Genomic DNA, 14151 nt, shown 5'->3' on the forward strand with positions numbered 1-14151 from the left:
GATCCGGCCATGCTGAAGGTGGGTCAAGCCTGCTTCCAGCAGGCTTGACCACGAACATAGGATCTCGACTCTACGGATGAAGCGACGATTGGGATGGCTGCCGTAGCGTCGAGGACGCTCGGCGCGACCGGAATATCCGGTAGTGCCGGCCGCTGGCCGGCAGGACGCGAAATGCCGGCCAGCGGCCGGCACTACCAGGGGCTTACGACCAGTCGTACGAGAACAGCACCGTGCGGCTTTCCGGCTCGTACAGCATCACGATCGCATCGGCACCGGTGGCGCACCAGTTGTAGCCGGCCACTTCGGCCACCGCGAAGAACGCGTTGCCATCGCGGCGGATGATTGCCAGTTCCGCATCGTCCGGTGCATGCCGGTCGTTGGCGGCGTCGGTGAATTCCAGGGTGAAGGCGTTCGGGATGTCAGCCGTCTCGATCCAGTTGCCGCAGGAAATCTGTCCGCCCAGCGTATCCAGGTAATCGCGCTCGCTGGCTTCACCCTTGCCGTAGCGCGAGTAGCAGGCGAGGCGGCCATGCGTGGCGTGGTAGTCGCGTGCCTTGGCGTAGCTGTCGCGCATCTGCGCGATGTGTTCCTGCGCATCCTTGTCCTGCACCGCATCACCGATGAAATAGCCCGCGTTGCCGAGGAAGCGCATCTCATTGCCGGCGGTCAGTTCGAAGGCGATCCAGTTGGTGCCGGTGAAATCGTTGTGGTGTTCTTCTGTGGTCTCGCCGATGCAGCCGTCATACGGCTCGATCGGGCACAGCATCGTTGCCACCTGGCCGGCCAGTTCCGGGCGCAGCACGCCGAGGTCGATCTTCAGCAGCGGCAGCAGGTGCTGGCCGAGCCAGGCCTGGTCGGCGGGGAAGACATCGGTGGGGAAGGCGACCATGCCGGGCAGCAGGTCGCGCAGTTCAGTCTGGTGGATCATGTCAGTCCTTTGAATTGGATCGGTAGTGCCGGCCGCTGGCCGGCATCCGCGATACATCTGGAGGTTGCCGGCCAGCGGCCGGCACTACCACAGGCGCGTCAGGTCGACGCGTTGCGGATCGCCTCCGGCAGCGGTGCGCTCTTGCCGGTCTGGGTGTCCATCCAGACCACCACCACGTTGCCGTCCGAATAGAGCTTCGATTCGTCCTGCTGGTCGACGATGCGGTGGCCGATGGTCACGCTGCTGTTGCCCAGGCGCTCGACGAACAGCTCGACCAGGATGTCGTTGGGCCACACGATCGGCAGCCGGTAGTTGACGTTGGTCGCGGCCACCACCGGTGCGATGCGGTCGGTCATCGACACACCCTCCACGCCCAGCATCCAGCGCACGCGCGCTTCTTCCAGGTAGGAGATGTACTTGGCGTTGTTCACATGGCCCATGCTGTCCATGTCACGCCAGCGCACGCTGATCGGGATGCGGGCCAGGATCTTGTGTTCGCTGCTCATCAGGCGTCCTTTTTCTTCTTGCTGGCAGTTGCGGTCTTGCTGGTCTTGCCGGTGCTCTTGGCAGCCACGGCCTTCTTCGCCGGCTTCTCGGCCTTTTCAGGCTTCACCTTGCGCGGCGGGCGGGCGTCTGGCTTGTTGGCCACGGCAGCCGGCTGCTCGGGGCGGGCGCTGGTGGAGGGCAGCATGCGGGCCAGGAACTGGCCGGTGTACGACTGCGGGCAGGCCGCCACGTCTTCCGGCGTGCCGGTGACCAGGATGGTGCCGCCGCGATGGCCGCCTTCCGGACCCAGATCAACGATCCAGTCGGCGGTCTTGATCACGTCCAGGTTGTGCTCGATCACCACCACCGTGTTGCCTTCGTCGCGCAGCTTGTGCAGCACGCCCAGCAGCGCTTCGATGTCGTGGAAGTGCAGGCCGGTGGTCGGCTCGTCGAGGATGTACAGGGTGCGGCCGGTATCGCGGCGCGACAGCTCCTTGGACAGCTTCACGCGCTGCGCTTCACCACCGGACAGCGTGGTCGCGCTCTGGCCCAGCTTGATGTAGCTCAGACCGACGTCGACCAGCGTTTCCAGCTTGCGCGCGATCGACGGCACCGGTTCGAACAGCTTCAGCGCATCCTCGACGGTCATTTCCAGCACGTCGTTGATGTTGAAGCCCTTGTACAGGATCTCCAGCGTCTCGCGGTTGTAGCGCTTGCCATGGCAGACGTCGCAGGGCACGTACACGTCCGGCAGGAAGTGCATCTCGACCTTGATCAGGCCGTCACCCTGGCAGGCTTCGCAGCGGCCGCCGCGCACGTTGAAGCTGAAGCGGCCCGGCGAATAGCCGCGTGCACGCGCTTCGGGCACCTGTGCGAACAGTTCGCGCAGCGGCGTGAACAGGCCGGTGTAGGTGGCCGGGTTCGAGCGCGGGGTGCGGCCGATCGGCGACTGGTCGATGTCCACCACCTTGTCGAACAGGTCCAGGCCATCGATCTCCTTGTACGGAGCGATCGGGTGCGAGGCACCGTTGATCTCGTTGGCGGCCAGCGAGAACAGGGTGTCGTTGATCAGGGTCGACTTGCCCGAGCCGGATACGCCGGTCACGCAGGTCAGCAGGCCCGACGGAATCGCCAGGTCCACGCCCTTCAGGTTGTTGCCGGTCGCCCCGCGCAGGTGCAGGGTCATCTTCGGGTTCGGCGTGTGCCGGCGCGCCGGAATCTCGATCGCGCGCTTGCCCGACAGGTACTGGCCGGTCAGCGAACGCGGTGCCTCCAGGATGTCCTGCAGGGTGCCCTGGCCGACGATCTCGCCGCCGTGCACGCCCGCGCCCGGGCCGATGTCCAGCACGTAGTCGGCCAGCCGGATCGCATCCTCGTCATGTTCGACCACGATCACCGTATTGCCCAGGTCACGCAGGCGGGTGAGGGTGCCGAGCAGGCGTTCGTTGTCGCGCTGGTGCAGGCCGATCGACGGCTCGTCGAGCACGTACATCACGCCGACCAGGCCGGCGCCGATCTGGCTGGCCAGGCGGATGCGCTGCGCCTCGCCACCGGACAGGGTGTCGGCCTTGCGCTCCAGGGTCAGGTAATCCAGGCCGACATCGACCAGGAAGCCGAGGCGTTCGCCAATCTCCTTGACGATCTTCGCGGCGATCTCGCCACGCCAGCCCGGCAGGCTCAGTTCACTGAAGAACTTCAGTGCCTCGTCGATCGGCAGCACCACCAGCTCCGGCAGCGGGCGATCGGCCACGAACACGTTGCGTGCTGCCTTGTTCAGGCGCGCGCCATTGCATTCCGGGCACGGCTGTTCGCTGATGTACTTGGACAGCTCCTCGCGCACCGCAGGCGACTCGGTTTCCTTGTAGCGGCGTTCGAGGTTGGGAATGATGCCCTCGAAGCGGTGCTTGCGCTGGGTGCGGCCGCCAGCTTCGGTGAAGTAGGTGAAGGTGATCGTCTCGTCGCCGCTGCCGTACAGCACGGCCTGCTGCACCTTGGCCGACAGCGAATTCCACGCGGCATCCACGTCGAACTTGTAGTGCTTGGCCAGCGAAGCGATCAGCTGGAAATAGTAGGCGTTGCGGCGATCCCAGCCGCGCACCGCACCGGCGGCCAGCGACAGCTCCGGATGCACCACCACGCGCGAGGGGTCGAAGAACTCGGCGATGCCCAGGCCATCGCAGCCGGGGCAGGCGCCCATCGGTGCGTTGAACGAGAACAGGCGCGGTTCCAGCTCCGGCAGCGAGTAGTCGCATACCGGGCAGGAGTACTTGGAGGAGAACAGCGCCGGCGTGGCGTCGGCGGTGTCCAGGCTCTGCACCGAGGCCATGCCATCGCCCAGCTTCAGTGCGGTCTCGAAGCTCTCGGCCAGGCGCTGCTTGATGTCCTCGCGCGGGCGGAAGCGGTCGATCACCGCCTCGATGGTGTGCTTCTGGCGCAGCGCCAGCGGCGGCACCGCATCGATTTCATACAGCTCGCCGTCCACGCGCACACGCACGAAGCCCTGCGCACGCAGCTGGTCGAACACCTGTGCGTGTTCGCCCTTGCGGTCGCGGATGACCGGCGCCAGCAGCATGTAGCGCTGTTCCGGGTCCAGCGTCAGTACCTGGTCGACCATCTGGCTGACCGTCTGCGCTTCCAGCGGATAGCCGTGGTCCGGGCAGCGCGGGGTGCCGACGCGGGCGTACAGCAGGCGCAGGTAGTCGTAGATCTCGGTGATGGTGCCGACGGTCGAACGCGGGTTGTGCGAGGTCGACTTCTGCTCGATCGAGATGGCCGGGGACAGGCCTTCGATGTGGTCCAGGTCCGGCTTTTCCATCACGCTCAGGAACTGGCGCGCATAGGCCGACAGCGACTCGACGTAGCGGCGCTGGCCTTCTGCATAGATGGTGTCGAACGCCAGCGAGGACTTGCCCGAACCGGACAGGCCGGTGATCACGATCAGCTTGTCGCGGGGCAGGTCGAGGTCGAGGTTCTTCAGATTGTGCGTCCGCGCGCCGCGGATGCGGATGAAATCCATCGCCATGGGGGATCCGGTTGTGGGGGCGTTGGCTGGGTGCCGGGCCAGCAGGGAACGGCAATCGGTCAGCCTACCGAGGTGACCAGATGGGGGCAATGGGCGACAATGCCAGCCCGATGTCTCACCTGATGAGACAGGCCGACAGGCAGGGGTCAGATCCCTTTTCACGACCTGAAAAGGGATCTGACCCCGTTCCGGCCGGGCCCCCGGGCCGTTCAGGGGTTGACTTGACCCGCGCCCGCTGATCTGCGTACAATTCCGCTCCTGTCCGCCCTCGATGGCGGCAGCTCAGACCACAATAACTACAGAGGAAGGCTTGGTCATGTACGCAGTACTGGTCACCGGCGGTAAGCAATACCGCGTGGCGCAGGGCGAAAAGCTCCGCATTGAAAAGCTCGAAGTCGAAGTCGGCAGCGAGATCAAGTTTGACAACATCCTGATGCTGGGTGACAGCGACGGCGTGAAGCTGGGCGATGCGCTGAAGGGCGCTGCCGTCACCGCCAAGGTCCTGTCCCAGGGTCGTGCTGACAAGGTCCGGATCATCAAGTTCCGTCGCCGCAAGCACCACATGAAGCGTCAGGGTCACCGTCAGTACTACACCGAAATCGAGATCACCGGCATCGCCGGCTAAGCATCAGGAGAAGCAGTCATGGCACATAAAAAGGGCGTAGGCTCCTCGCGCAACGGTCGCGACTCCAACCCGAAGTACCTGGGCGTCAAGATCTTCGGCGGCCAGGCCATCGAAGCCGGCAACATCATCGTGCGTCAGCGCGGCACCCAGTTCCACCCGGGTTCGGGCGTTGGCCTGGGCCGTGACCACACCCTGTTCGCCCTCGTGGACGGCAAGGTGGAGTTCTCGGTCAAGGGCGCCAAGAAGCGTCGCACCGTCAGCATCGTCTCGGCCGACGCCTGATCCAGGCATCGCCGGCACCCGTGCCTCGGCATGGGGGTGCTGCATGAAGAGCCCCGCTTCGGCGGGGCTTTTCGTTAGAGTGAAAGCAAGACCGGCCAGGCCGGGGTGCCGGCCAGTGGCTGGCATAACATTCAAGGCGACGGCAGGCAGGCCGCGCCCATCGCAGGCATCGAAACAATGAAACTGGTAGACGAAGCAGAAATCGAAGTGTTCGCCGGCAACGGCGGCAACGGCTGCATTGGCTTCCGTCGCGAGAAGTTCATTCCGCTCGGCGGCCCGGACGGCGGCGACGGCGGTGCGGGCGGCAGCGTGTACATCCGCGCCGACGAAAACCTGAACACCCTGGTCGACTTCCGCCATGACCGCATCTTCAAGGCGCAGCGTGGCGAGAACGGCATGGGCCGCCAGGCCTATGGCAAGGGCGGCGAAGACCTGACCATCACCGTGCCGGTCGGCACCGTGGTGATCAACGTCGCCACCGATGAAATCATCGGCGACCTGACCCAGCATGGTGATCGCCTGCTGGTGGCGCAGGGCGGTCGTGGTGGCCTCGGCAACATGCACTTCAAGAGCTCGACCAACCGCTCGCCGCGCCAGGCGCTGCCGGGCGAGCCGGGCGAAGAGCGCACGCTGAAGCTGGAACTGAAGCTGCTGGCTGACGTCGGCCTGCTGGGCTTCCCCAATGCCGGCAAGAGCACCCTGATCCGTGCCGTTTCGGCGGCGACGCCGAAGGTGGCCGATTACCCGTTCACCACACTGTACCCGAACCTGGGTGTGGTGAAGGTGGAGAACTACCGCAGCTTCGTGATTGCCGACATTCCCGGCCTGATCGAAGGCGCTGCCGACGGTGCCGGCCTGGGTGCGCAGTTCCTGCGCCACCTGCAGCGCACCCGCCTGCTGCTGCACCTGGTGGACATCTCGCCGATGGAAGGCGGGGTGGAAGGCATTTCCCCGGTCGAGCAGGTGCGCGCGATCGAGCGCGAACTGGAAAAGCATGATCCGGAGCTGCTGCAGAAGCCGCGCTGGCTGGTGCTGAACAAGGCCGACCTGATGTTCGAAGACGAAGCGAAGGCTGCGGCCGATCAGATCGTTGCCGAGCTGGGCTGGAAGGAGCCGTGGTTCCTGGTCTCCGCGCTGGGCCGCGAAGGTACTTTCCCGATCATGAGCCGGATCATGGCCTTCTTCGATCGCCAGAAGGAAGACGAGCTGGAAGCCCGCAACGCGCAGTAATGCTGTTGTGGTTCCATGCGAAAAACCCGGCTTCGGCCGGGTTTTTCATTTTCCGTTAGTGCCGGCCGCTGGCCGGCATTCCTCGGGGTTGCCGGCCAGCGGCCGGCACTACCGGATCGCGTGGATCGCAGGCAACAAAAAACCCGGCCGGGGCCGGGTTCTTTTCTGCTGCCCGACCCCCGAAGGGGCAGGGCGGCAACGCCGGATCAGGCGGCCTTGAGGGCCTTGATGCGGTCGTTCAGGCGGCTCTTGTGGCGAGCAGCCTTGTTCTTGTGGATCAGGCCACGCGCGCTGAAGCGATCCAGGATCGGCTGGGCAACGGCGAAGGCGGCTTCGGCGCCGGCGGCATCGTTGGCGTCCAGCGCCTTGATCACTTTCTTGACAGCGGTGCGCAGCATCGAGCGCTGAGCCACGTTGCGCGCGTTGCGCACGACGGTCTGCTTGGCGCGCTTCTTGGCGGACTTGATATTGGCCACGGTGGTGGTTTCCTGAAAAAATCGGTGTTATGGGAACAGCAAGCTAGCTAGTATGATGGCCCGAGAAATGCACGTCAAGTCGATTGTCAAGAGGGACGCTGAGTGAGTTCACCGAAGATGTTGCGAGGCCTGCTGTCGTTCAGCAGCATGACCATGGTCTCGCGGGTACTCGGACTTGTCCGTGACCAGGTGATCACCACCACGTTCGGCACCAATGCGGTTACCGATGCGTTCTGGGTTGCCTTCAGGGTACCCAATTTCCTGCGCCGGTTGTTCGCCGAAGGCTCTTTCGCCACCGCTTTCGTGCCGGTGTTCACGGAAGTGAAGGAAACCCGCAGCCATGCCGAGCTGCGTGAACTGATGGCCCGCACCGCCGGCACCCTGGGCGGCGTGCTGATGCTGGTCACCGCGCTGGCGCTGATCTTCGCGCCGCAGCTGGCGGTCGCATTCTCGAGTGGTGCTGATACCGACCCGGTCAAGCAGACCCTGCTGGTCGACCTGTTCCGCCTGACCTTCCCGTTCCTGTTGTTCGTCTCGTTGACCGCGCTGGCCGGTGGCGCGCTGAACAGCTTCCAGCGTTTCGCGATGCCGGCGCTGACCCCGGTCATCCTCAACCTGTGCATGATCGCCGGTGCGCTATGGCTGGCGCCGCGGCTGGGCGGCACCCCGGAAAAACAGATCCTGGCGCTGGGCTGGGCGGTACTCGCCGCCGGCATCCTGCAGCTGCTGTTCCAGCTGCCCTCGCTGAAGGGCATCAACCTGCTGACCCTGCCGCGCTGGGGCTGGCGCCATCCGGGCGTGCGCAAGGTGCTGACGCTGATGGTGCCGACCCTGTTCGGTTCGTCGGTGGCGCAGATCAACCTGTTGCTGGATACCCTCATCGCGGCCAAGCTGACCGACGGCTCGCAGTCGTGGCTGTCGCTGGCCGATCGCTTCCTGGAGCTGCCGCTGGGTGTGTTCGGCGTGGCGCTGGGCACGGTGATCCTGCCGGCGCTGGCCCGCCATCACGTCAGCACCGACCGCGAGGGTTTCTCGCGCTCGCTGGACTGGGGCCTGCGGATGACCCTGCTGATCTCGGTGCCGGCCATGCTGGGCCTGCTGCTGCTGGCCGAGCCGCTGATCGCCACTCTGTTCCAGTACCGCCAGTTCACCGCCTTCGATACCCGCATGACCGCGCTGTCGGTGTACGGCCTGAGTTTCGGCCTGCCGGCGTTCGCCCTGCTGAAGGTGGTGCTGCCGGCGTTCTATGCCCGCCAGGACACCAAGACCCCGGTCCGTGCCGGTGTGGCCGCGCTGGTGGCCAACATGGTGTTCAACTTCGCCCTGCTGGCCGTGCTCTACCAGGTCATGGTGCCGGACGAGCTGAAGGCGCAGGGCGTGATGGCGGCCATCGGCAAGCAGCCGGGCCTGCACCTGGCGCTGGGCATCGCCAGCGCACTGTCCAGTTACCTGAACCTGGGCCTGCTCTGGTACTGGCTGGGCAAGACCGATGTCTACCAGCGCCGGCCGGGCTGGGGCGGCTACCTGGTGCGGCTGCTGCTGGCCTGTGCGGCCATGGTCGGCGTGCTGTTGGCCCTGCTGCACTGGGTTCCCGACTTCACCGTCATGGACAAATGGCACCGTATCGGTGCCCTGGCGCTGCTGGTCGGCGGCGGCGGCGCGACCTACGCGGTGGCCATGCTGGCGATGGGCTTCCGCCCACGCGACCTGCGCGGGCATTGATCGCGGCCCGTGGCGGCTATACTTCAGGGTTACACCATTGAAGCAGCGGCCCCGGTCGGGCCGGAACGAGAGTTGATGAGCAGGCTGTTCAGAAGCGTCGAGGGCGGGGAGCTGTTCCCCAACGGAAGCGTGGTCTGTATCGGTGCATTCGACGGCCTCCACCTGGGCCATCGTGCGCTGGTCCGCCACGCGGTTGCCCGCGCGCGCGCCTTGGGCGTGGCCGCGGTGGCCGTGGCGTTCGAGCCGCTGCCGCGTGAATTCTTCGCCCAGGGCACGCCGCCGCCGCGGCTGACCCTGGCGCGCAGCAAGGTCGAGATCCTGCGCGAGCTCGGCGTCGATGCGATCGGCCTGTTGCGTTTCGACGCGGCGATGGCGGCGATGCCGGCCGAGACCTTCGTGCGCCAGTTGCTGGTCAATCGCCTGAGTGCGCGTGAGGTCTGGATCGGGCCGGAGTTCTGCTTCGGCAACCGCCGCCGCGGCGACCTGGCCCTGCTGCAGCAGCTCGGCGCCGAGCTCGGCTTCAGCGCCGGCGAGATCGAAGCGGTGGATCTGCACGGCGAGCGCATCTCCAGCACCCGCATCCGCCAGCTGCTGCAGGACGGCGATTTCGCCCGTGCCGGCGATCTGCTCGGCCGTCCCTACGCGATCAGCGGGCGGGTGGTGCGTGGGCGCCAGCTCGGCCGCACGCTGGGCTTCCCCACCGCCAACCTGCGTTTCCCGAAGACCCCGGCGCTGTCGGGCATCTACGCGACCTGGGTGCACGGCGTGTTCGACCAGCCGTGGCCGTCGGTGTCCAGCTTCGGCACGCGGCCGACGGTGGACGGCGTGGAGCCGCTGCTGGAAGCGCACCTGTTTGATTTCCAGGGCGACCTGTACGGGCGCCACATCGACGTGGAGTTCGTCGCCAAGCTGCGCGACGAAGAGAAATTCAATGATCTGGCGGCACTGACCGACCAGATGCACCGCGACGCCGAACAGGCGCGCGCCATCCTTTCCGAACATAGATTGCGAGCCACTGCGTGAGCCAGGACTACAAGACCACCCTGAACCTGCCAGCCACCGAATTCCCGATGCGCGGCGACCTGCCCAAGCGCGAGCCGGGCATTCTGGCGCGGTGGGAAGAGCAGGGGCTCTACCAGCAGCTGCGCGACAACGCCGCCGGCCGCCCGCTGTTCGTGCTGCATGACGGCCCGCCGTACGCCAACGGCCGCATCCACCTGGGCCACGCGGTCAACAAGATCCTGAAGGACATCATCGTCAAGTCGCGCTACCTGGCCGGCTTCGATGCGCCCTACGTGCCGGGCTGGGACTGCCACGGCCTGCCGATCGAGATCGCGGTCGAGAAGAAGTGGGGCAAGGTCGGCACCAAGCTCGACGCGGTTGAATTCCGGCAGAAGTGCCGCGAGTTCGCCGAAGAGCAGATCAACATCCAGCGCGTGGACTTCAAGCGCCTGGGCGTCACCGGCGACTGGGACAACCCGTACAAGACCTTGAGCTTCGACTTCGAAGCCAACGAGATCCGTGCGCTGGCCAAGGTCGTGGCCAATGGCCACCTGGTGCGTGGCGCCAAGCCGGTGTACTGGTGCTTCGACTGTGGCTCGGCGCTGGCCGAGGCCGAGATCGAGTACCAGGAAAAGGAATCGCCGGCGATCGACGTGGCCTACGCCGCGCGCGATGCGCAGGCCATCGGCCAGGCGTTCGGCGTGAGCGTGCCGGCTGACGTGGAAGTGGCCGTGCCGATCTGGACCACCACCCCGTGGACGCTGCCGGCTTCGCTGGCGGTGTCGCTGGGCGCGGAGATCAACTACGTGCTGGCCGAAGGCCCGGCGCACAACGGCAAGCGCCGTTGGCTGGTGCTGGCCGCGGCCCTGGCCGAGCGCGCGCTGCAGCGCTATGGCGTCGAAAACGTGGTGCTGCACGGTGAAACCACCGGTGCCGCGCTGGAGAACCAGCTGCTGGCGCACCCGTTCTACCCGGAGCGCGAGATCCTGGTGCTCAACGGCGAGCACGTCTCCGACGAGGACGGTACCGGTGCGGTGCACACCGCCCCCGGCCACGGCCAGGAAGACTTCGTGGTCAGCCAGAAGTACGGCCTGCTGGACAAGTACAACGCCGGCCAGGTGACCCCGATCGACGGCCGTGGCGTGTACCTGGAATCGACCCCGCCGGCCGGTGACGTGGTGCTGGCCGGCCAGCACCTGTGGAAGGCGCAGGAGGCCATCGTCAGCGTGCTGCGCGACAACGGTTCGCTGCTGGCCTTCCACCCGATCCGCCACAGCTACCCGCACTGCTGGCGCCACAAGACGCCGGTGGTGTTCCGCGCCACCCCGCAGTGGTTCATCTCGATGGACAAGGCCAACCTGCGCAACGATGCGCTGGCCGCCATCGATACCGTCGGCTGGTTCCCGACCTGGGGCAAGGCGCGCATCCAGAGCATGGTCGACGGTCGTCCGGACTGGACCATCTCGCGCCAGCGCACCTGGGGCGTGCCGATCGCACTGTTCACCCATCGCCAGACCGGCGAGATCCACCCGCGTTCGGTGGAGCTGATGCAGCAGGTCGCCGACCGCGTCGAAGCCGAGGGCATCGACGTGTGGTATTCGCTGGATGCTGCTGAACTGCTGGGCGCCGAAGCGGCCGACTACGAGAAGGTCACCGACATCCTCGACGTCTGGTTCGACTCGGGCGTGACCCATGAAGGCGTGCTTGCGGCGCGTGGCTTCGGCAAGCCGGCCGACCTGTACCTGGAAGGTTCCGACCAGCACCGCGGCTGGTTCCAGTCCTCGCTGCTGACCGGCGTGGCGATCGACAAGCGCGCGCCGTACAAGCAGTGCCTGACCCACGGCTTCACCGTGGACGAGCACGGCCGCAAGATGTCCAAGTCGCTGGGCAACGGCATCGAGCCGCAGGACATCATGAACAAGCTGGGCGCGGACATCCTGCGCCTGTGGATCGCCTCGGCCGACTACAGCAACGAGATGTCGCTGTCGCAGGAGATCCTCAAGCGCAACGCCGACGCCTACCGTCGCCTGCGCAACACCGCACGCTTCCTGTTCGGCAACCTGGACGGTTTCGATCCGGCCCAGCACCTGCAGCCGCTCGACCAGATGGTCGCGCTGGACCGCTGGATCGTGCATCGCGCGTGGGAGCTGCAGGAGAAGATCAAGGCGGCCTACGACGGCTACAACATGGCCGAGATCGTGCAGCTGCTGCTGAACTTCTGCAGCGTGGACCTGGGCTCGCTGTACCTGGACGTGACCAAGGACCGCCTGTACACGATGCCGACCGATTCGCACGGTCGCCGTTCGGCACAGAGCGCGATGTACCACATCGCCGAAGCGTTCACCCGCTGGGTGGCGCCGATCCTGACCTTCACCGCCGACGAGCTGTGGGGCTATCTGCCGGGCGAGCATGCCGGCCATGTGCTGTTCACCACCTGGTACGACGGCTTGGCGCCGCTGCCGGCCGATGCCCAGCTCAACGCCGCCGACTTCGACCAGCTGCTGGCCGTGCGCGAGCAGGTGGCCAAGGTGCTCGAGCCGATGCGTGCCAACGGCGCGATCGGTGCCGCGCTGGAAGCGGAAATCACCATCGCCGCCAGCGAAGAGCAGGCCGCGAAGTGGCAGCCGCTGGCCGATGAACTGCGTTTCCTGTTCATCAGTGGCGACGTGCAGGTGCGCCCGGCGACCACCGACGAGGTGTTCGTCAGCGCCCAGCCGACCACCAAGGCCAAGTGCGTGCGCTGCTGGCACCACCGCGCCGACGTCGGCAGCAACGCCGACCACCCGGAACTGTGCGGCCGCTGCGTGAGCAACATCACCGGCGCCGGTGAAGTGCGGAGCTGGTTCTGATGGCCGCGCCCCGTCCGCATCCGAACGCCCTGGTCTGGCTGCTGCTGTCGGTGGCCATCATCGGCCTGGACCAGTGGTCCAAGGCCTGGGTGTTGTCGAGCCTGCCGGAGTTCCAGCCGGTGGTGGTCATCGACGGCTTCTGGAACTGGTACCGCACCTACAACACCGGTGCCGCGTTCAGTTTCCTGAGCGACGCCGGTGGCTGGCAGAAGTACTTCTTCACGGCCCTCGCGATCGCCATCAGCGGCCTGATGGCCTGGTGGCTGCGTAGCACTGCGCGCGGCAACTGGAAGGCGGCGGTGCCGTACGCGCTGATCATCGGCGGCGCCATCGGCAACGTGATCGACCGCCAGGTGCATGGCCATGTGGTCGATTTCATCCAGTGGTACGTGGGCAGCTACACCTGGCCCTCGTTCAACATCGCCGATTCGGCCATCGTGGTGGGTGCCATCGGCATCGCCCTGTTTGGCCTGTTCGACGGCAAGTCCGCCAAAAAGGCGGATAATGCCAATCCGAAACCGTAAGCCGGCCGCTGCCGGGAGATTGAACTGATGGATGTGCTGCTCGCCAACCCGCGTGGTTTCTGTGCCGGTGTCGATCGTGCGATCGAGATCGTCAAGCGCGCGATCGAAACGCTGGGCGCGCCCATCTACGTCCGCCATGAAGTGGTGCACAACCGCTTCGTGGTCGACGACCTGAAGCAGCGCGGTGCGATCTTCGTCGAGGAACTCGATGAAGTGCCGGACAACAACACGGTCATTTTCAGCGCGCATGGCGTGTCCCAGGCCGTGCGCCAGGAGGCCGAGCGTCGTGGCCTGAAGGTGTTCGACGCCACCTGTCCGCTGGTGACCAAGGTCCACTTCGAAGTCGCCCGCCACTGCCGTGCCGGCCGTGACGTGGTGCTGATCGGCCACGCCGGTCACCCGGAAGTGGAGGGCACCATGGGCCAGTGGAACCGCGAAGCCGGCACCGGCCAGATCTATCTGGTCGAGGATGTCGAGCAGGTTGCCACGCTGCACATCAACCAGCCGGAAAACTTCGCCTATACCACCCAGACCACGCTGTCGGTGGACGATACGCGCGGCATCATCGATGCATTGCGCGAGCGTTTCCCGGCAATGCAGGGCCCGAAGAACGACGACATCTGCTACGCCACGCAGAACCGCCAGGACGCCGTGCGCGATCTGGCCAAGCGCTGCGACCTGGTGCTGGTGGTCGGCTCGCCGAACAGTTCCAACTCCAACCGCTTGAGCGAGCTGGCCCGTCGTGAGGGCGTGGAGTCGTACCTGATCGACGGCGCGCACGAGATCGACCCGCAGTGGGTGGTTGGCAAGCAGCACATCGGTGTGACCGCAGGTGCCTCGGCGCCGCAGGTGCTGGTTGATGGCGTGCTGGCGCGTCTGGCCGAGCTGGGCGCCAGCGGCGTGGGCGAGCTGGACGGCGAACCGGAATCGATGGTGTTCGCGCTGCCGAAGGAACTGCGCCTGCGCCTGGTTGACTGACCGGGAAGCGCCTCATCCACGCATGGC

Annotated in this window: 12 protein-coding genes; 8 read left to right on the top strand and 4 right to left on the bottom strand. The window is 66.0% G+C overall.

The window, feature by feature from the left end:
* Window positions 1-202: 202 nt before the first annotated feature.
* The 3 genes from ACX9OT_RS18660 to uvrA all read right to left on the bottom strand — a co-directional run bounded on the left by ACX9OT_RS18660 (window position 203) and on the right by uvrA (window position 4436).
* Window positions 203-928 (bottom strand): enolase, encoded by a 726-nt coding sequence (locus tag ACX9OT_RS18660; protein ID WP_459003133.1) that lies wholly within the window; start codon window positions 926-928, stop codon window positions 203-205.
* A gap of 98 nt (window positions 929-1026) precedes the next feature.
* Window positions 1027-1434 (bottom strand): acyl-CoA thioesterase, encoded by a 408-nt coding sequence (locus ACX9OT_RS18665; RefSeq protein ID WP_142807505.1) that lies wholly within the window; start codon window positions 1432-1434, stop codon window positions 1027-1029.
* A complete protein-coding gene (uvrA, locus tag ACX9OT_RS18670) occupies window positions 1434-4436 on the bottom strand; it encodes an excinuclease ABC subunit UvrA (protein WP_459003136.1) in 3003 nt (1000 codons plus the stop codon). The genes ACX9OT_RS18665 and uvrA overlap by 1 nt, the downstream gene beginning before the upstream one ends.
* 316 nt (window positions 4437-4752) lie before the next feature.
* Between uvrA and rplU the strand changes: the two genes are divergently transcribed.
* From rplU to cgtA, 3 genes are all read left to right on the top strand, one after another.
* On the top strand, window positions 4753-5061 hold the full coding sequence (rplU, locus tag ACX9OT_RS18675) for a 50S ribosomal protein L21 (RefSeq protein ID WP_005408557.1): 309 nt from the start codon (window positions 4753-4755) through the stop codon (window positions 5059-5061).
* A gap of 18 nt (window positions 5062-5079) precedes the next feature.
* Window positions 5080-5343, top strand: a complete 264-nt coding sequence (gene rpmA / locus ACX9OT_RS18680) for a 50S ribosomal protein L27 (protein ID WP_005415704.1) — start codon at window positions 5080-5082, stop codon at window positions 5341-5343.
* Between the two features lie 177 nt (window positions 5344-5520).
* A complete protein-coding gene (gene cgtA / locus ACX9OT_RS18685) occupies window positions 5521-6573 on the top strand; it encodes an Obg family GTPase CgtA (protein WP_049424353.1) in 1053 nt (350 codons plus the stop codon).
* A 206-nt stretch (window positions 6574-6779) separates the two neighbouring features.
* Here cgtA and rpsT read toward each other — a convergent pair whose 3' ends face one another.
* Window positions 6780-7049, bottom strand: coding sequence for a 30S ribosomal protein S20 (gene rpsT, locus ACX9OT_RS18690; protein ID WP_005408560.1), 270 nt, complete (start codon window positions 7047-7049; stop codon window positions 6780-6782).
* Between the two features lie 117 nt (window positions 7050-7166).
* Here rpsT and murJ point away from each other — a divergent pair, with 117 nt between their 5' ends.
* The 5 genes from murJ (at window position 7167) to ispH (ending at window position 14124) form a co-directional block, all read left to right on the top strand.
* Entirely contained in the window at window positions 7167-8771 is a 1605-nt protein-coding gene (murJ, locus tag ACX9OT_RS18695; RefSeq protein ID WP_459003139.1) for a murein biosynthesis integral membrane protein MurJ, read from the top strand.
* Window positions 8772-8846: 75 nt separating this feature from the next.
* Window positions 8847-9794, top strand: coding sequence for a bifunctional riboflavin kinase/FAD synthetase (locus ACX9OT_RS18700; protein ID WP_032127582.1), 948 nt, complete (start codon window positions 8847-8849; stop codon window positions 9792-9794).
* Window positions 9791-12622, top strand: coding sequence for an isoleucine--tRNA ligase (gene ileS, locus ACX9OT_RS18705; RefSeq protein WP_459003142.1), 2832 nt, complete (start codon window positions 9791-9793; stop codon window positions 12620-12622). Before ACX9OT_RS18700 ends, ileS begins: the two co-directional genes overlap by 4 nt.
* Window positions 12622-13146, top strand: a complete 525-nt coding sequence (gene lspA, locus ACX9OT_RS18710) for a signal peptidase II (RefSeq protein ID WP_180846398.1) — start codon at window positions 12622-12624, stop codon at window positions 13144-13146. Before ileS ends, lspA begins: the two co-directional genes overlap by 1 nt.
* 27 nt (window positions 13147-13173) lie before the next feature.
* Window positions 13174-14124: a 4-hydroxy-3-methylbut-2-enyl diphosphate reductase gene (ispH, locus tag ACX9OT_RS18715; RefSeq protein WP_049424359.1), complete on the top strand. Its 951-nt coding sequence runs from the start codon at window positions 13174-13176 to the stop codon at window positions 14122-14124.
* Window positions 14125-14151: the final 27 nt, after the last annotated feature.

The sequence above is a fragment of the Stenotrophomonas genospecies 3 genome (assembly GCF_054473855.1).